The organism is Rarobacter faecitabidus (genome assembly GCF_006716265.1).
GTDB classification, from domain to species: domain Bacteria; phylum Actinomycetota; class Actinomycetes; order Actinomycetales; family Cellulomonadaceae; genus Rarobacter; species Rarobacter faecitabidus.
In genome coordinates, this window is the sequence record NZ_VFOS01000001.1 from 1,129,860 (window position 1) to 1,148,684 (window position 18,825).

Genomic DNA, 18,825 nt, shown 5'->3' on the forward strand with positions numbered 1-18,825 from the left:
CTCCGTCCGTTACCGATGACATGTGACCCGCGCGGTTGCCCGTCGACATCGAGGCGAGCAGGAACCGCACCACACGGTTGCGTTCGTCAATCTATCAGAACTTAAAGTCCAGGGCTTAATGAGACCAGCAGCATGGCGAACGCATCGCTGCGCTGGCCGGGAACCGGCCCCCAAACTGCGGGCCCAAACGGCGCCCGTAAGGCATGCGGGATGGCTGCTCAGTTCGCCTCAACCTCGGCGGCGCGCCGCACCTCATCGGCCAAGTCGGCGGGAAGCAGGCGTTGATCCGTCAGGATCTGCACACGAGTCGAGTGCTCGATGAACTCCGATGCCAGCCCTCGGCAGACGAAAGTTCCCGTGAAACCCGCGCGAGTAGCGGCCGCGGAGATTCGCTCCCCTATCCCCTGGTCCACCACGCCGTCCTCGACGCTCAGCACGATGGAGTAGTCCGCTATGAGGTCGAGGAGACCGCCCGCGACGGGCAGTACCCAGGTTGGCGAAACCACCGTCACGTCGACTCCCTCCGCCGCCAGATCCTCGGCGGCGGTCACTGCCGTTACGGCCATCGCGCCGATCCCGATCAGTAGCACGCGCGGCCGCTCCTCGGCCGCCGCGGCATCCCGATTCGCGGCTTCACCGCGATACTCCTTCGCCTGCCACCTGCCCAGGACATCAACGCCGTTGACGATGTCGATCGCCGGCAGCGCGGGGCCGACTGGTCCCTTCGGGTATCGAACCACGGTCGGGCGATCCTCGACGCTGACAGCCTCGCGCAGGGCGGCGCGCAGCGTGGCTTCGTCACGCGGTGCAGCGAGTCGTAGGCCTGGAACAACCCCGAGCAGCGCCATGTCCCACATGCCGTTGTGGCTGGGGCCGTCGTCACCGGTCACGCCGGCACGGTCGAGGACGATCGTCACGCCGGCACGGTGCAGCGCCGCATCCATCAGTACCTGGTCGAAAGCACGATTCAGGAACGTCGCGTACAGCGCCACGACGGGATGCACCCCCGCAAAGGACATTCCAGCGGCCGAGGTGATGGCGTGCTGCTCAGCGATGCCGACGTCCATTACGCGGTCGGGGAACTCGTCCGCGAAGGCCGCCAAGCCAACGGGCCGGAGCATGGCCGCAGTGACCGCGACGACGTCGTCGCGCTCCCGGCCGATCTTCACGATCTCATCGGAGAACACCGACGTCCATCCGAAGCGCGACGGGGCGATGGGCAGACCCGTCTCGGGGTGAATCGGTCCGATCCCGTGGAAACGGTCCGCCGTGTCCTTCTCCGCCGGGGTGTATCCCCGCCCCTTCTCCGTGATGACGTGTACGAGCACGGGCCCGCCGAAGTCCTTGGCGCGGCGCAACGCTCGCGCGACGGCCACGATGTCGTGTCCGTCGATCGGCCCCATGTACTTCAGCCCGAGGTCCTCGAACATGCCGAGCGGCATGACCACGTCGCGCAGGCCCTTTTTGAGGCCGTGCAGCGCCTCGTAGGCAAGGCGCCCCGGCGAACCGCCGCGTTTGAGTGTCTTCTTGCCCCAGTCGAGGAAGTTCTCGTAGCCACGCGTGGTTCGCAGCGTATCGAGGTGGTGGGCCAGACCGCCGATCGTGGGGGCGTAGGAACGGCCATTGTCGTTGATCACCACCACCAGTGGGTGATCCTTAACCGCAGCGATGTTATTCAGCGCCTCCCAGGCCATGCCGCCGGTGAGCGCGCCGTCGCCGATCACCGCGACCACATGCCGATTGGGACCACCGCGCAGCCGGTATCCCCGGGCGATGCCATCGGCCCAACTCAGGGCGGTCGAGGCGTGGGAGTTCTCCACGACGTCGTGCTCCGACTCCTGCCGCGACGGATAGCCAGACAGGCCTTCGCGCTGACGCAGGGAGGAGAAGTCGGAGCGTCCGGTCAGGAGTTTGTGGACATACGCTTGGTGCCCGGTGTCAAAAACGATCGTGTCGCGTGGCGAGTCGAATACCTGATGCAGGGCGATCGTGAGCTCGACGACCCCGAGGTTCGGACCGAGGTGACCGCCCGTTATCGCAACGTTCTTCACGAGGAAGGTACGGATCTCAGCCGCCAGTTGAACAGCTTGCGCGGTGGACAGCCCACGCACGTCCGCGGGCGTCTTCACCCGCCTCAGAATTCCCACGTACCCCTCCCGGTTCACGCTGCTTCCGCCTCAAGCCACGCATCGCGCGCGTTGTCGAGACAGTTCACTACCTTAGCCTGAGCGGGGCGCAACATTGGTCTCACCTGAATTCATCAGGCGATACCTACACTGGACCTATGCAATTCCTCCCCGGCCATGCCCCACAGTTCGATCTGACGTACGAGGACGCGTTCCTGGTCCCCTCCCGCTCGGACGTCACCTCCAGGTTCGACGTGGACCTCACGCCGGTTGACGGTGTAGGAAACACCATTCCGATCGTGGTCGCCAATATGACCGCGGTATCGGGGCGGCGCATGGCCGAAACGGTGGCCCGGCGCGGCGGTATCGCTATCATTCCCCAGGACATTCCACTCGACGTGGTGCGCGAGGTCATCGAACGCGTCAAGTCGTGCCACGCCGTAGTCGAGACTGCCGTTACGCTCTCCCCCACGGATCCCATCGAGACGGCGCTGAGCCTGATTCCCAAGCGATCCCATGGTGCGGCCATCGTGGTGCGCGATGGCGAGCCGCTCGGCATCGTGACACCGGCCGACTGCGAGGGGGCGGATCGTTACACCCAGGTCCACGAGATCATGACGCCGCACCCCGAGGTCGCGCAATTGTCGCGGATCGGCGAGGACGGCGCTGGCCTACGGGAAATCTTCACTGAGCTCTCGACCCTCCGGCGAAGGTTCGTGCCGGTCGTCGACAACGGGAAGCTCGTCGGCGTTCTCACGCAGACCGGGGCGGTGCGGTCCTCCATCTACGAGCCGTCCACCGATGCCAGCGGGGCGCTGCTGATCGGCGCCGCCATCGGTATCAATGGTGACGTGGAGCGCAAGACCATAGGCCTGCTCGACGCGGGAGCCGACGTGCTGGTGGTCGATACGGCGCACGGGCACCAACTCAAGATGATCGAGGCCCTGCGCCGTGTGCGCGCAACGGCGCCGCACACGCGAATCGTCGCGGGCAACGTCGTGACCGCGGGCGGCGTGCGAGATCTGATCGATGCGGGAGCGGACATCGTCAAGGTCGGCGTCGGACCCGGCGCGATGTGTACGACCCGCATGCAGACGGCGGTGGGCCGACCACAGTTGTCTGCGGTGATCGAGTGTGCGGCCGCCGCGCGCGAGTTGGGCGCTCACGTTTGGGCCGACGGCGGCGTGCGCCATCCGCGCGACATCGCGCTCGCGCTCGCAGCGGGCGCGAGTCAGGTCATGGTCGGTTCGTGGTTCGCCGGTACCCACGAATCGCCGGGAGATCTGCATGCCGATGGCGAGGGCCGACTCTACAAGGAATCGTTCGGCATGGCTTCCGCCCGCGCGGTCGCGGCGCGGACGGCCGGTTCCGACCCGTTCGACCGGGCGCGCAAAGGGCTATACAAGGAGGGGATCTCGACTTCGCGCATGTACATCGACCGCGCGCGGCCAGGCGTCGAGGACCTCATCGACGAGATCGCCTCGGGGCTGCGTTCCTCGTGCACCTACGCCGGTGCCGCCAACTTGGACGAGTTCTTCCGGCGCGCCGTGGCTGGCATCCAGTCGAGTGCAGGCTACGCCGAGGGCCGTCCCCTGCCGCGAGGGTGGTGACGCGTGAGCACGGCTGACGGCGGTGTGCTCGTCCTGCAGCACAGGCCCTGGGAGCATCCGGGGCTGATCGGCCGCGCGCTAGGCGCGTACGACGCCGCGGGCGCAATGCGAACGCTCAGCCTCATCGACGAACCGGCCGCCGAACTGCCGGAGCCCTCGTCCCTCAAAGCCCTCGTCGTTATGGGCGGGCCGATGGGTGCGCTCGATGACGCAGAATTTCCCGGATTGGCGCGGGAACGATCCTTGATCGCCGACGCGGTGGCTGCCGGTGTGCCCACGCTGGGCGTCTGCCTCGGCATGCAGTTGCTTGCGGTCGCTCTCGGCGGGCGGCTGAACACTGGATCGGCGCGCGAGATCGGCCTCGCGCCCGTCTCCCTAACGGGCGATGGCCTGGTGCATCCGCTCCTTTATCCGCTGGCCGTGGAGGCGACCGCGGATCCCGACGTCCTGCACTGGCACGGCGACTCTGTGACGCTGCCTCCCGGCGCCACACTCCTCGCCTATACGGAACGCACGCCGGTGCAGGCATTCTCGCTCGGCAGCGCCATTGGCCTGCAGTTCCATCTCGAGGTCACGCCCGCACACCTCGCGCAGTGGCTTGCTGAGCCCGAAATGGTGGACGACCTGTCGTCGGACGAGTTGGCCTCGATCAAGGAAGACGGCGCGCGACGGCTGGAACTGATCGTTCCGCGCGCGCTCATGGGGTTGCGCACCTTCCGCCCGCGCAACCGCCCCGCATAATCGCCCCGCCGACACCCGATAGGGTCGCCGCGCACCGGATATATCGGGTGTCGCACAGCCCCAAACGGTGTCGAATTGGGACCAAGCACCGCGGACAGCAGAACGGTCCCGCACCCCTTTCGGGATGCGGGACCGTCTCGATTGATCGCGAACTAATCTACGATCACTTGGCCTTGACCTTCACCGCCTTGGACGACTTGGCGACAGTCGTCTTCGTCGACGTCGGCACGAACTTTGCCTTGACCTTGATGGTCTTGGTGTAAGCCTTCGGCAACTTGACCGTGACCTTGCCCTTGCTCTTGGCAGTCAACTTGACCGTCTTGACCACGTTCTTCCCGATGCGGAGCTGCACCTTGCCGGTGGCAACGCGGCCGTTCGAGAGCTTGCCGACCGTGACCTTGATCTTCGGCTTGGAGCCCGACTTGAAGGACTTGGTCGCGATCTTGACCTGCGAAGCCGCGGCCCGAACGACCTTGAACTTGGCGGTCGCGGCGGGTGAGACGTAACTCGTGCCGGATACCGCGAGCACAGCCCGCAGGCCGGAGTACGTCCCGACAGCCGCCTTAGCCTTGACGGTCAGGCTCGCCTTCGCCTTCCCCCCGGAGACCACGATCTTGGCAGATCCGAGCGCACCCTTGGCGGACACGAACGAGACGGTCCCGGAAGTGGCTCCGGTGATGTCGACGCTCACGGTGACCCGCTTGCTTGCGCTCTTCTGGTTGTAGGCCTGGCTACTGCGAGACACGGTTACCGCGCTCACGGTCGGATCCGTAGCCGGTGGAACGACGACGTGCGCCGTGACCGTTACCGGTGCGGAGTTCGAGGAAAGGTAGACCGAGTCACCCGAGTACACCGCGGTGTACTCGTGAGCGCCAGCCACGACGCCCAAGAGCGTGATCTCGGCCTTTCCAGCGGCGACGGTAACCGCGTCACCAACCGGAGACGTGCCGTCGAAGAACTGCACGGTACCGGTGCCATCGAGCGGAACGGTCGCGGTCAGAGTCACCGACTCACCCTCGTCCAGGGTCGTCGCCGACGCCTGCAGGATCGTCGAGGACGTCTTCTTGTTCACCGTCACGGTCTGAGCCGACGAAGTCGCGGGCTCGTAGTTGCCGTCACCGGAGTACACGGCGGTGATCGAGTTGGCTCCGAGCGGCAAATCACTCAGAGTCAGCGCCGCAGTTCCACTCGTAACGCCCTGCGGCGTTCCGAGGTCCTCCGTTCCGTTCTTGAACTGAACGGTGCCCGTCGCGTCGTTCGGAACGGTCGCGGTGAGCGTCACCGCCGTACCGACGTCAACGCTGGCGGACGATGCGGTCAGCCCGACCGTTGCCGTGCGCTTGACGATCGTGAACGTCTTGGCACCCGATGTCGCGGTCTCGTAAGCGGCGTCCCCCGAGTACACGGCCGTGATCGAGTAGCCACCGAGCGCCAGGCCCGACAGCGTGCGACTTGCGGATCCGCTTGTCACATTCACGGGTGCACCGAGGTTCTCCGTTCCGTTCTTGAACTGAACGGTGCCGGTGGCCCCGGTGGGCACCGAGGCGGTCACGACGACGTCCTCACCGATCGCGATGTTGCCCTCGGGTGCGGAGAGCGTCACGGACGTGATGTTCTTCACCACTGTGACGTTCGCCGTCTTCGGCGCAGGTGCGTCGTAGTTGCTGTCACCCGAGTAGGCGACCGTGATGGTGTGAGTACCGGCAACCAACGACGAGGTCGCGAAGGATGCCTGGCCCGCGGTCACGGGAACCACGACCGGAGTCGAGGAACCCACCTGGAACGACACGGTCCCCGTTGCAAGCGACGGGAGCGTGACGTTCACCGAACCCGCGCCGCCGACGGTAACGCTCCCGGTAGGAGCAGACACCGTCCAGTCGCCCGCGGCGAGGACCTTCTTGACGACCGTGACGCCGACGGGGGTCGACGTAGCCGTCAGGTAGGTGGCGTTTTCGGCAACCGACGCCGAGTAGTTGGCAGCTCCGACCGCAGACGGCGTCACCGAAGTGGTGGCGATACCAGAGGCGTTCGTCGTAGCCGTGGCCGACCAGCTATCTGGACCGGTGAAGGTCACGCTGCGCCCTGCCACGGCCGGAGACACCGTGGCCGTGAGTGTGACGGAGTCACCGATGGTCACGCTGGAGGCGGACGCGCCCAGCGTGATCGATGAGGCGAGCTTGGTGATCGTGATCGCGTGCCCGGCGGAAGCCGAGGTGGCGAACACCGAGTCACCCGAGTAGGTCGCCACGATCGAGTGGCTTCCGGCTGTGAGGCCGGAAACGTCGAACGTCACCTGGTTGGAACCGTTCAGCGGCGTAGGCGTGCCACTGTCGACGCCGTCGACGGACCACTGAACGGTACCCGTGGCGGCCGCCGGAGCGACCGTCGCGGTAACGTTCGCCGCGGTTCCGATCGGGTTGGTAGACGGACCGGTGAGGGTCACCGACGAGGACGCGGTCGTCACCACGATCTCGGTGGTCGTCGATGCACTCGTTCCGGCCCCGGTCACGGTCACGGTCGCCGTGTAGGTTCCCGGCGTCGCGTAGGTGTGCGAACCGGAGACGTTCCCGGAACCGATGGTTCCGTTCGAGGAGGCCGTGCCGTCGCCCCAGTTGATCGTCGCGTTCACCGGATTGGTCGCTCCGGTGAAGGTTACGAGCTCACCGGAGAACGGAACAGTGGCCTGCTGTGCGGGAACCGTCGAAGCCGTCACGACGGGAGCCGGAACCGACGCGGGCACCGGCGCGTCCGTGGCGAAGGTGAAGAGGTGCACCTGCCCCTCGGGCTTGATGTTACCGACCTTCGGTGGGAGCTGAACGTAGTCGATCGTCTTCCCAGCCGCGAGTGTGTGCGGCGTCGACGCGAGCACAGCGGAGAACAGGTTGTCCGAAGAGCTCGTTCCCATGAGGCGTCCCTGCGGGCGCGCCACCACCGTGTTACCGGCGTTCGTGAAGTTCGTCGTGTCACTGGTGGCCCAGTCGGCGAACGTCACGGTCACCGTCTCAGTCGTTCCATCGGTGTAGACGAGTTGAATGTCGCGAGACTTGGTGCCCTCGTTACCCGTTCCGATGAACGAGATCTGAGTGGCGCCCGCTGGCACCCGGATGTTCCAAGCCTGACCTGCGGGCGTGATGGTGTCGAACTGCCCCACCGGGATGTTGGGTACCTCGAAGTGGAAGGTCGTGGCTCCGATGGTGACGGTGCCGTTCTGACCGGGGATGTAGTTGAGCGCTGCGAGCTTCACGCGGTCGTACGCGTAAGTGTTGCCATCGCAGTCCGCGACCGTGCCAGTCACCGTGAAGCAGGCAAGGTTCGCGAGATCCTCGAACTGACCCGTGAGCGAGTCATCGGCGACCACGGTGAGCGTGAAGTTGGCCGATGCACTGGCGGCGCCGAGTGTCGCGGTGATGCGAGCGTTGAAGATGCCGGCCTGCTGCGGGCGGTAGGCGGGATCAAGCGAGACGCTCGTGCCGTTCTCGCCCTCCGTGAGGACCAGAGGAAGTTCGGTATTCGCCGCATCGTTCAGGTGAAGAACCGCTGCGAGGTCGTTGCCGGTAGCCACTGTTCCCAGTCCGGTGATGACGCCGAGCACCTTGTTGTTCGCCTGGCCTGCGCGCAGTTGCGTGTTCACGACGTTCTTGACGGTGAGGCTGCCCGTGAAGGGACTGCTACCGATGGCGACGTCATCGATGAGACCCGAAGCCACGGATCCTGCCGTTGCGCTGGCCTCGGCGTAGCGGACGACGACCTTGTGGACGACCTTGCCAGCCAGGGATCCCAGCGGAACCGTGACCTTGCTCCACTGGTTCGCTAAGAGCGCGGCCCCTTGACCCGCGGTGGAGAATACGTTGCCGCGGATGTCGTGCAAGCTAGCCTGTGTGGCGACCCCTGGGTTGGCACCTCCCGCATCTGAGTATTCAACGTCCACGACGACGTTCTTACCGCTCGCCGACGTCGGCTTGATGCGGTAGCTGAGCGCGGTGTCCGAGCCGATCGCGACATCGAGCCCCTGATGGATCAAAATCGCGGAGCTGGCGGCGCCGGCGGCGACAGGGCTTCCCGCGTAGGCCAGGACCGTGTTGCTCGCGGTGCCGCCTTCGGCGCGGCCGTCGGCCAACTTGACGGCGAGATTCGGGTTGTCGGCCAAGGGTGAGGTGAGAGTCCACTCGGACATCTGGAAACGCCCACCGTTGTCGCCGGAAACGCGCAGCTGAACCCACTTGAACGATCCGGGCGATGCTGCGGTGAAGTAGCGGCTGCCGCGACGGTAGGTCGTCGAGGCGATGTCGCTACGCGAGTCGATCTGGGTCCAGCCCGCCGTGCTGGCCGGCGTGGCAGCGACCGCGGGGTCGCTCGTGCCCCAGATGGTCCATGCCTTCGGGTCGCGTTCTGGTGCGTCGTTACCGGCCGTGAAGATGTAGCCGTCGATCTGAGTCTCCGCTGCCAGCTCGTACAGCATGTAGAAGTTGGCGTAGTCGATGCCGGGGGCTACCAGGCTCTTGGTGCCGTAGTCGCCGTCGTGCAGCTTGTCGAAGTTCTCGCCGTCCGCCTGCCAGCCGGCGGTCGGGTTGGCCGAGGCGCTCACGATCTCTGCGGGAGCAACGCGCCGGGCGCGCGTCGAGGGAGCATCGGGGGTGAGCAGCGTCCAGTCGGACAGTTGCATCCGGTCGGTCGCGCCGTTCGAGTCGGAGACGGCGATCCGGTAGTACTGGTACGAGCCGGGCGCGTCGACCTCGAATCGCTTTGTGCCACGGCGAGGGCTGGCCGTCACGACGAAGTCGGCGTTGGTGACGGTATCAATCGGCACCCAGGAAGCGTCGCTCGTGCTCGTGGCGGCCGAAGCGGAGTTGGAGCCGTACACGATCCAGTTCTTCGGGTCGCGGTTGTAGTTGTCGTTTGCCGAGGTGATCTCGTAGCCCGTCACGCGCGAGGGCTGGCTCAAGGAGTAAATCGCCTGCACGGGGTTCCCCGCGTTCAGCGTCCGAGAGACCAGCCACTTTGAGGTCTTCTCGCGGTCCGCGATGAGCGAAACGTTCTCAGCTCCGGTGTTTCCGCCGTTCGCGTCGGCCGAATAGACGCTCGTGACGAGGTCCTGCGCAGCATCGGTCTCGCCGTGCAGGTTGACAACCGGCTCATACGCCACGCGCGACAGCGGTTGCGGTTGTCCGGTCTCGTACGTCGTCGACCACGTCCCGCCTTCGATGTCGGCGGCGGTTGCTCCCGGGGCGCAGATGCCCATGAGCGAAGCTGATATGGCGAATACGGTGCCAGCGGCTAGCACTCGCCGCTTCCCGCTGAATCCCGCTGATACGCCGCGATTTTGCGGCTGAATTGGATGCATCCTTGCACTCCCAGTTCGGTTCGGATGAATAACTCAGGCGTGACCGTCACCCCGAAATAGTCCGGAGCCGACAACGCTGTCACATCCGAACCATACGGCTAGCGGAACGACCGGGTCAAGATGCACGGCCACCAGTTTCGTGTTAATCGGAAACGGCAGCGGGGCCACTCCCCGGCGGGTTCAAATCAAACCCGCGGGAGCGGCCCCGCCATCACGATGCAACTCTCAGGAAATAAGCATCATGAGGACGCCAGCGAGCGCAGAACGTACTGCAGGATTCCACCATTCCGGTAGTAATCCGCCTCACCCGGAGTGTCGATACGTAGCACGGCGTCGAACTGGATCGTCGAGCCATCGGCCCGCGTCGCCACGACGCTCAGCGTGTCCGGAGTCACGCCCTCATTGAGCTGAGTAACACCTGAGATGGCGAAGACCTCTGTCCCATCCAGTCCAAGGGAGTCGGCTGACTCCCCCGCGGGGAACTGGAGCGGCAGCACGCCCATCCCGATCAGGTTGGAGCGGTGGATGCGCTCGAACGACTCGGCGATGACGGCACGGACACCAAGCAGGCTCGTCCCCTTTGCTGCCCAGTCTCGCGAAGATCCGGAGCCGTATTCCTTTCCACCCAGGACGACGAGCGGAATACCCGCCGCAGCGTAGTCCTGCGCGGCGTCGTAGATGAACGACTGCTCGGAACGGAGGAAGTTGAACGTGTAGCCCCCCTCGACGCCTTCCAGCAACTGATTGCGCAGTCGGATGTTGGCAAAAGTTCCGCGGATCATGACCTCATGGTTGCCGCGACGCGAACCGTACGAGTTGAAGTCCCGGCGGCCCACGCCATGCGCTTCCAGATACTGCGCGGCAGGTGTTCCCGGTTTTATCGCACCCGCGGGTGAGATGTGGTCCGTCGTGACGGAGTCGCCCAGCTTCGCCAGCACGCGCGCGCCAGCGATGTCGGTTACCGGCGCCGGCGTGAGGCCCATCCCCTCGAAGTACGGCGGCTTGCGCACGTACGTCGATTCCGTGTCCCACTCGAACGTGGATCCGGTCGGCGTATCGAGCGAACGCCAGCGGTCATCGCCGGCGAACACGTCCGCGTAGTCGGAGGTGAACATCTCACGATTGATGGACGAGTCGATGGTCGACTGAACCTCGGCAGGGCTCGGCCAGATGTCCCGCAGGAATACCGGTGCCCCCGCCTCGTCGAAGCCGAGCGGCTCGGTCTCGAAGTCGAACTCCATCGTGCCCGCCAATGCGTAGGCGATGACGAGCGGGGGGGACGCCAGGTAGTTCATCTTGACGTCGGGGTTGATTCGCCCTTCGAAGTTGCGGTTACCCGAGAGCACAGAAACGACCGCGAGGTCGTGCTCGTTGACGGCATCCGAGACCTCGGGCGCGAGCGGACCCGAGTTGCCGATGCAGGTCGCGCAACCGTAGCCGACGAGGTGAAAGCCCAACTTCTCGAGATACGGCCACAGACCCGCCTTCTCGTAGTAGTTCGTCACGACCTGAGAGCCGGGCGCCATGGACGTCTTTACCCACGGTTTCGCCGTCAATCCGCGCGCCACGGCATTCTTGGCGAGCAGGCCAGCGGCAAGCATGACCGACGGGTTTGAGGTATTGGTGCAGGAAGTGATGGAGGCGATGGCGACGGCGCCATGGAACAGATCGTATGTCCCGCCCTCCGCGGTGGTGACGGGGTAACGGGCATGGAATCCCTCACCGGGCACTATGGCCGGGGAGTCGGAAGCCGGGAACGATTCCTTCTCGGCCTCGTCGATCTTGTTCGTCGCCTCTGGAGCATAGTTCGGCAGGTCGCGTAGGAACTGCTGCTTGGCCTGTGAGAGTTCGATCCGGTCCTGCGGGCGCTTGGGCCCCGCTATCGAGGGAACGACCGTGCTGAGGTCCAGTTCGAGATACTCCGAGAACTGCGGCTCGTGGGCCGAGTCGTGCCACAGGCCTTGCTCCTTCGAGTAGGCCTCGACGAGCGCGAGCTGATCGTCGGAACGGCCCGTGAGGCGCAGATAGTCGAGCGTGACATCGTCGACCGGGAAGATCGCGGCGGTCGAGCCGAACTCGGGGCTCATGTTCCCGATGGTCGCGCGGTTCGCCAGCGGGACCTCGGCGACGCCCGCGCCGTAGAACTCGACGAACTTGCCCACCACGCCGTGCTGGCGGAGCATCTGGGTGATGGTGAGGACCACGTCCGTAGCCGTAACGCCGGACGGAATGGATCCGATCAGTTTGAAGCCGACCACGCGCGGGATCAGCATGGAGACGGGCTGGCCGAGCATCGCGGCCTCTGCCTCGATGCCGCCGACGCCCCAGCCGAGTACGCCAAGCCCGTTGACCATCGTCGTGTGAGAGTCGGTGCCGACGCACGTGTCTGGGTAGGCGCGGACGACGCCGCCCACCTCGCGGGTCATGGTCACGCGCGCCAGGTACTCGATGTTGACCTGGTGGACGATACCGGTGCCCGGCGGGACGACCTTGAAGTCGTCGAACGCCGTCTGGCCCCAGCGCAGGAACTGGTAGCGCTCGTGGTTCCGCTCGTACTCGATCTCGACGTTGCGCTCGAACGCATCGGCACGTCCGGCCACGTCGATCTGCACGGAGTGATCGATAACCAGTTCTGCCGGCGCGAGCGGGTTGATGCGCGCGGGGTCACCACCGAGGTCAGCGACTGCCTCGCGCATTGTCGCAAGGTCGACGACGCAGGGCACGCCGGTGAAGTCCTGCATGATCACGCGCGCCGGGGTGAATTGGATCTCGGTGCTCGGCTGCGAGGTGGGGTCCCACTTCGCGAGGGCGTTGATGTGATCGGCGGTGATGTTCGCGCCGTCCTCGGTTCGCAGCAGGTTCTCCGCGAGGATCTTCAGGCTGTAGGGCAGACGCTCAAGACCTGGAACCGACGCAAGTCGGTAAATCTCGTAGGACTTGTCACCGACGGTCAGGTTTCCTTTGGCACCGAATGAATCGACGTGACTCACAAGTGGGCTCCTTACTTCAAGGACGCGGTGCGCCACCGGGGCGTGGCAACGCACATGAGGGGTTACACCTCAGCCTACCGCAATATCTTGACGTCAAGATAATTTGCGGGGCGGTCGACAATGACCGAACGGCGGCAATAACGTGTGCCGCTACTCGACGCCATGCTGACTCGTCGCAGAACGCCAATAGCGCTGATGCCACTGGTAGACGGCCTCAATGAGGATCCAGCAGCCGACGGCGCACGCGGCGACCATCACCCAGTGCTCGGTGTTCACCGGTTCCATCATGAAGAACTCTCGAACGAACGGGATCTGGAACGCCAGTATGCCGGCACCGGCGAGCACGGCGAGCATCGCGATCTTCCAGTGCACGAGGGGACGCGCCAGCGCGCCGACGATCCATAGGCCGGCCGTGATCAGCATCGCAGTCGTCGCGGTGCGAGCCATCGCTGGATCGTCGTTCCCGCCGAGCAGCGTATAACTCGTCAGGATTCCCGCCCCCAGAATGACACCTATCGGAATCGCGAACGAGAGCACTCGTCCAAGGAAGCCCGCCACGTAGCGGCGATTGTTCGGCGGCAGGGCCAGCAGAAACGCGGGGATGCCGATCGTCAGGGAACTGGCAAGAGTGAGATGCCGAGGCAGGAACGGGTAGGGCCAACTCAGCAGCACGACCGTGAGCGCCAGCACGAAGGAATACACCGACTTCGTCAGGAACAGGGTCGATACCCGCTCCATGTTTGCCATCACGCGCCGACCCTGGCCTAGGACGCCGGGGAGACGACTGAACTTGCCGTCGAGCAGGACGATGCGGGAAACCGCCTTGGCAGCGGCCGCCCCGTTGCCCATGGCGATCCCGAGGTCTGCGTCCTTGAGCGCGAGCGAGTCATTCACGCCGTCGCCTGTCATCGCTACCGTATGACCGCGGCTCTGCAACGCACGGACGATCGCGCGCTTCTGTTCGGGAACCACGCGTCCGAACACATGATTCTGCTCCAGCACGTCGGCCAACTCGTCCAGATCCTCCGGCAGGTCCCGGGCATCGAATCCGGTCAACTGCTGGCCGTCGCCGAGCAGGTCGACCTTCGTGGCGATCGCCGCCACCGTCTCGGGGTTGTCACCAGAGATGACCTTGGCGCCCACCTCCTGGCGGCGGAAGTACGCCAGCGTGTCGAGCGCATCCTCGCGGATATGCTCGCCCAGCACCGCCACGAGTACGGGACGCGAGTCGCCGGGCAGCGGCGACTCGGGATCCGGCAGGGTGTCACACGCCGCCAGCAGAATGACGCGCGCACCAGCCGAAGCCGACGTGCGCACGGCTTCCATCGCCTTCCGCGCGGGCTCATCCTCGCGGCCCGCGAGGAGGATCTCGGGCGCGCCGAGGATCCAAGCCGAGTCAGGCGTGGCAACGGCGCTCCACTTTCGCGAGGACGAGAACGGCACCGCGTCCGTAGTATGCGCGGGCATCACGTCTGGCAGTCCTGCCGCGAGCGCATCCGAGGTTGCGTTCCCTCCCCCCAGGTGCGCGAGCGCGGCGAGCGCGGCGGCCGCGCCGGGCTCGTCCGCTAGATCGATGAGTTCACTCAGGGCTATAGTGCCGTCGGTGATGGTGCCGGTCTTGTCGAGGCAGAGGACATCGACGCGGGCTAGTACCTCGACCGCTGGCAGCTCCTGCACCAGGACCTTGGAGCGCGCCAGCAGTACGGCCGCGAGCGCGAAGTTCATCGAGGTGAGCAGCACGAGTCCGTCGGGGATCATCCCGACCACGCCTGCGACGGCAGCGACGATGGCGTCCTTCCAATTGTCATCCACGAACGCCTGGGACCAGCCGCCCGTGGCGCGCAACTGGCTGTTGGCCAGCAGGATGGCGATGGGCACGAGCATGATCGAGATGACCTTGAGGATCTTGTTGATCCCCTCCTGCAGCTCGGAGCGGGCGCGCGAGTACTTCTTGGCCGCGGTGGTGAGTTTGTTGACGTACCCGTCGGCGCCGACCCGGTTCACGCGGTACGTCGCCGTGCCGGCGACGATCGCGGAACCCGAGAGCAACTCGTCCCCCACCTGCTTGCGCACCGGCTTCGACTCCCCTGTCAGGAGCGATTCGTCCACCTCGAGTCCGACCGTCGTGAGGCACTCCCCGTCGGCTGGGACCTGATCGCCCGTGCTAACGGTGACGATGTCGTCGAGCACGACCTCGTGCACTCCCACATTGAGTTGCCGGCCGTCGCGGGTCACGACCGCGTGCGGGGCGGACAGGATGGCGAGCGAGTCGAGCGTGCGCTTGGCGCGGATCTCGGTCACGACGCCGATCACGATGTTGATGAGCATCACGAAGCCGAACACGGCATCGGGCCAGCGCCCCGTGATGAGGACGGCGACGAGCGCGGTAGCGAGGATGAAGTTGAACAGCGTGAACGTGTTGGCACGCAGGATGGTGCCGATCGAACGCGATGTCGAATCGTCGAACGCGTTGACCTTGCCCTCGGCTACCCGCTGAGCGACTTCGGATGAGGTCAAACCGTCTTCGTGGGACAACACGTTCGTCTTCGGCATGTGCCCTCCCGGGGCGCTTGTCGTTGGCTGGAGGCGATCCGCTCGCGCTCCGAGTGGTCAGGTTTACCCGAGCCGTTCCGAGCGAGCCGGCGGAACGGGCGAGCGGGGGACCGAGCCGATTAGTCCCGCACCAGCAAGGCTACCGACTCGAAGTGATGCGTTGCTGGGAAGATATCGAAGGCCCGCATCTCCTGCAGTCGGTACCCATGCTCGGCGAAGGTGGCGACATCGCGGGCGAGTGACGCGGGGTCGCACGCAACGTATACGACGCTCGGGGCACCACCGCTGGCAATAGCATCCACCACGTGCCGCCCGGCCCCGGCGCGTGGCGGGTCGAGCACCACCAGGTCGGCTCGGGCCGGAGAATCGGCCGAGAACACCTGCTCGACGCGCCCCTCGACGAACTGAACGTTGCCGTACTCGCGAAGATTGCGCCGGGCATCGCGCAGCGCACGCTGGCCGGACTCGACCGCGAGCACGCTGCCCGCCGACCCCGCCGCCCTCGCGAGCGGCTGCGTGAAGAGCCCCGCCCCGCTATAGAGATCGATGACGTCCTCACCGGCTAGTTCACCTCGGCCAGCCAGGTCCAGCACAGCATCGACGAGCGTTGCGGGTGCGGCCCGATGCACCTGCCAGAATCCTGCTGCTGCTACGCGGTAGGAGAAATCGTCCTCCCCCACCCGCACCGATTCCGCTACGGTCTGCCGCGCATTCGGCCTGCGGTCGGCACGCCCGTGATGCCAAGGCACGTCATCGACCAGGATCATTCCCGGGCTACCGTCAGCGGGGGCCACAGCGGTGATCAATGTGCCAGGCTTCCACTCGCGGCCAAAGACGTCCTCCTCGGCCAGCAGTTGAGAGGCCGCCTCAGTGGCGAGGGGAATCTCGTCCAACTCCACCACGCGATGCGAACGGAAAGCGCGCATGCCCGCGCGTCCGGACTCCCCCGCTACGAGTTGTACGCGCGTCCGATACCCCATGGAGCGCGCCTCATCGTCGCCATCGATCGCCGCGACCGGCACGTCGACGTCCATCTTGGCCAACCGCTTGAACTGCTCCGTGAGCACGCGCGACTTCCATGCCCGGGCCGCCGCGGGGGCCACGTGCGCGAGTTCGGCACCGCCCACGCCATCGGGACCGGCATGGGACCACGCCGGAGTGACCCGGTCGGGCGAGGGTTCGAGTATCTGCATGGCGTCGCCGCGCCAGAACCCCTTGCGCGCCGTCTCGGTCAGGCGCACGACCGCGCGTTCACCCTCGATGGCGTGCCGGACGAAGACCACGCGACCGTCGAGGCGCGCCACGCAGTGCCCGCCATGAGCCGGAGCGCCGACGGTCACCTCGATCAGGTCACCCGGATAGTGCGCCGCCGACTGCGTGGTCGTCATCGTTACTCGTGTCCAATCCGGCCCTGTGGAGGCCTCGTTCTGTTTCCGGGGGCCGTGTGGTCCCCGTGGCCGGAATCGCCCAACTGCCACGGCACGGACGCCACGACGACGCCCGGCACGAACAGCAGCCTCGTCTTGAGGCGCAACGCGCTCTGGTTGTGCAAGAGCTGCTCCCACCAGTGCGTGACCACGTACTCGGGGATGAATACCACCACCAGGTCGCGCGGAGAGGAGCGCCGGATCGACTTGATGTACCCCAGCACCGGCCTGGTGATCTCCCGGAACGGCGAATCCAGCACCCGCAATGGTACCGGGATCGACAGATCATCCCACTGCCGGAGCAGTTTCGCAGACTCGCTCGGGTCGACCGCGACCGTCACCGCCTCGATCTGGGACGGGCGCGTGGCACGAGCATAGGCAATGGCGCGCATGGTGGGTTTGTGCACTCGCGCGACGAGCACCATGGCGTGCACGCGGCTGGGCAGGGAACGGACCGTGGGATCGTCCTCTTCGTAGCGCACCTCACCGCCCACCGTCGCGTAGTGCTTGGAAATGGAGCGCATCAACGCGAACGTGCCGGCCATCAGCAGCAGGGTGATCCAGGCGCCGTGCGTGAACTTCGTCACCAGAACGATCACGAGGACCGAGCTCGTGAGCAGGAATCCGAACGCACCGACGAGGCGGGAGCGTTGCATCCGGCGTTTTTCGGACGAGTCCGTCGCCGTGGCTAGTTTGCGCGTCCAGTGCCGGACCATGCTGAGCTGGGACAGCGTGAACGAGACGAAGACGCCGACGATATACAGCTGGATGAGCCGCGTCACGGATGCGTCGAACGCAAAAACGAGGATCGCAGCGATGGCGGCGAGGATCATGATGCCGTTGGACAGGACGAGTCGATCGCCGCGCGTGTGCAACTGGCGCGGCAGGTAGCCGTCGCGGGCAAGGATCGAGCCCAGGATCGGGAACCCGTTGAACGCCGTGTTCGCCGCGAGGAATAGGATGAGGCCGGTCGCGGCCGAGACGACGTACAGCATGACGGGCACGCCGCTGAAGGACGCGCTCGCCAACTGCACGAGCACGGGATGCTGCACGTAGCCGTCGGGCAACGCACCGTCGGCGCTGCGCAACTGGTCGAGGTTCTCCACGTACTTGACGCCTGTCACGTGGGCGAGGACCAGGATGCTCACGATCATGGTGATCGCCACGCCCCCCAGGATCGCGAGGGTCGTCGCGGCGTTGCGCGACTTGGGTTCCTTGAAGGCGGGAACGCCGTTGCTCACGGCTTCAACGCCCGTCAGCGCGGCGGCGCCGGACGCGAAGGCGCGGGCCACCAGCAGGACACCCGCCAGCCCGACCAGCCCAGCCTCGTAGCCGGCGCTGGGGATGATCTCCAGGTTCGCGCTCTCGACCGCGGGCAACGTCCCGGTCGCGAACCGGACAAACCCAACCACTCCCGTCAAGGCAACGGCGCCCATGAAGAGGTACACGGGAATGGCGAGGACACGACCCGATTCGCGCAAGCCACGCAGGTTCACCACGGCCAGGAGCAGAATGGCTCCAACGGCGGTGATCGCCTCGTGCCCGCGCAGCGCGGGTATCGCGCTGGCAGCGTAGAGCACGCCGGCCGACACGGACACCGCGACCGTGAGCACATAGTCGACCAGCAGCGCGCTCGCCACGGTCATCCCGGCCTTGTCTCCGAGATTATCGGTGACCACCTCATAGTCGCCGCCACCCGAGGGGTAGGCGCGGACATTCTGCCGGTAGGAGGCCACGACCGTCGCCAGGACGATCGCCACCGCCACCCCGATCCATGGCGATATCAGGGTCGCCGCGCCGCCCGCGACGGCAAGAGTGAGGAGGACCTCGTCCGGGGCGTACGCAACCGACGACAAGGCGTCGGAAGCGAACACCGGCAGCGCCAGGCGCTTGGGCAGCAGCGCGCCGCCCGCACGGTCAGAGCGAACAGGTCGTCCGACGATAAGCCGCTTGACCGCGGCACCAAGATTCGGCACATGCAAAGCGTAGTACCACTGCCCGTCCACCACCGCCGCGCGCGCGTGTCGCCCGGCTACG

Annotated in this window: 8 protein-coding genes; 2 read left to right on the forward strand and 6 right to left on the reverse strand. The window is 65.8% G+C overall.

Features of this window, described 5'->3' with window-relative positions:
* Positions 1–218 precede the first annotated feature (218 nt).
* Entirely contained in the window at positions 219–2,147 is a 1,929-nt protein-coding gene (gene dxs / locus FB461_RS05085; RefSeq protein WP_142119547.1) for a 1-deoxy-D-xylulose-5-phosphate synthase, read from the reverse strand.
* A gap of 137 nt (positions 2,148–2,284) precedes the next feature.
* On the opposite strand from dxs, the gene FB461_RS05090 reads away from it, so the two are divergent.
* Entirely contained in the window at positions 2,285–3,736 is a 1,452-nt protein-coding gene (locus tag FB461_RS05090; protein WP_142119549.1) for a GuaB1 family IMP dehydrogenase-related protein, read from the forward strand.
* Between the two features lie 3 nt (positions 3,737–3,739).
* Positions 3,740–4,477 carry a type 1 glutamine amidotransferase gene (locus tag FB461_RS05095; RefSeq protein ID WP_246046024.1) on the forward strand — a complete coding sequence of 246 codons (738 nt, stop codon included), beginning with the start codon at positions 3,740–3,742 and terminating at the stop codon, positions 4,475–4,477.
* Between the two features lie 163 nt (positions 4,478–4,640).
* Here FB461_RS05095 and FB461_RS05100 read toward each other — a convergent pair whose 3' ends face one another.
* The 5 genes from FB461_RS05100 to FB461_RS05120 all read right to left on the reverse strand — a co-directional run bounded on the left by FB461_RS05100 (position 4,641) and on the right by FB461_RS05120 (position 18,764).
* On the reverse strand, positions 4,641–9,716 hold the full coding sequence (locus tag FB461_RS05100; protein WP_170222617.1) for an Ig-like domain repeat protein: 5,076 nt from the start codon (positions 9,714–9,716) through the stop codon (positions 4,641–4,643).
* A gap of 341 nt (positions 9,717–10,057) precedes the next feature.
* A complete protein-coding gene (gene acnA / locus FB461_RS05105; protein ID WP_142119553.1) occupies positions 10,058–12,808 on the reverse strand; it encodes an aconitate hydratase AcnA in 2,751 nt (916 codons plus the stop codon).
* Positions 12,809–12,958: 150 nt separating this feature from the next.
* Positions 12,959–15,361: a cation-translocating P-type ATPase gene (locus tag FB461_RS05110; RefSeq protein ID WP_142119555.1), complete on the reverse strand. Its 2,403-nt coding sequence runs from the start codon at positions 15,359–15,361 to the stop codon at positions 12,959–12,961.
* Positions 15,362–15,480: 119 nt separating this feature from the next.
* Positions 15,481–16,749: a class I SAM-dependent RNA methyltransferase gene (locus FB461_RS05115; protein WP_142119557.1), complete on the reverse strand. Its 1,269-nt coding sequence runs from the start codon at positions 16,747–16,749 to the stop codon at positions 15,481–15,483.
* Between the two features lie 2 nt (positions 16,750–16,751).
* The gene (locus FB461_RS05120) at positions 16,752–18,764 is read right to left on the reverse strand and encodes an APC family permease (RefSeq protein WP_142119559.1); all 2,013 of its coding nucleotides are present in this window, start codon (positions 18,762–18,764) and stop codon (positions 16,752–16,754) included.
* Positions 18,765–18,825: the final 61 nt, after the last annotated feature.

Bases quoted from the DNA above. Each gene is read 5' to 3' on its own strand.
- FB461_RS05100 (WP_170222617.1), bottom strand. From the start codon at position 9,716: ATGGGCATCTGCGCCCCGGGAGCAACCGCCGCCGACATCGAAGGCGGG.
- FB461_RS05115 (WP_142119557.1), bottom strand. From the start codon at position 16,749: ATGACGACCACGCAGTCGGCGGCGCACTATCCGGGTGACCTGATCGAG.
- FB461_RS05110 (WP_142119555.1), bottom strand. From the start codon at position 15,361: ATGCCGAAGACGAACGTGTTGTCCCACGAAGACGGTTTGACCTCATCC.
- FB461_RS05090 (WP_142119549.1), top strand. From the start codon at position 2,285: ATGCAATTCCTCCCCGGCCATGCCCCACAGTTCGATCTGACGTACGAG.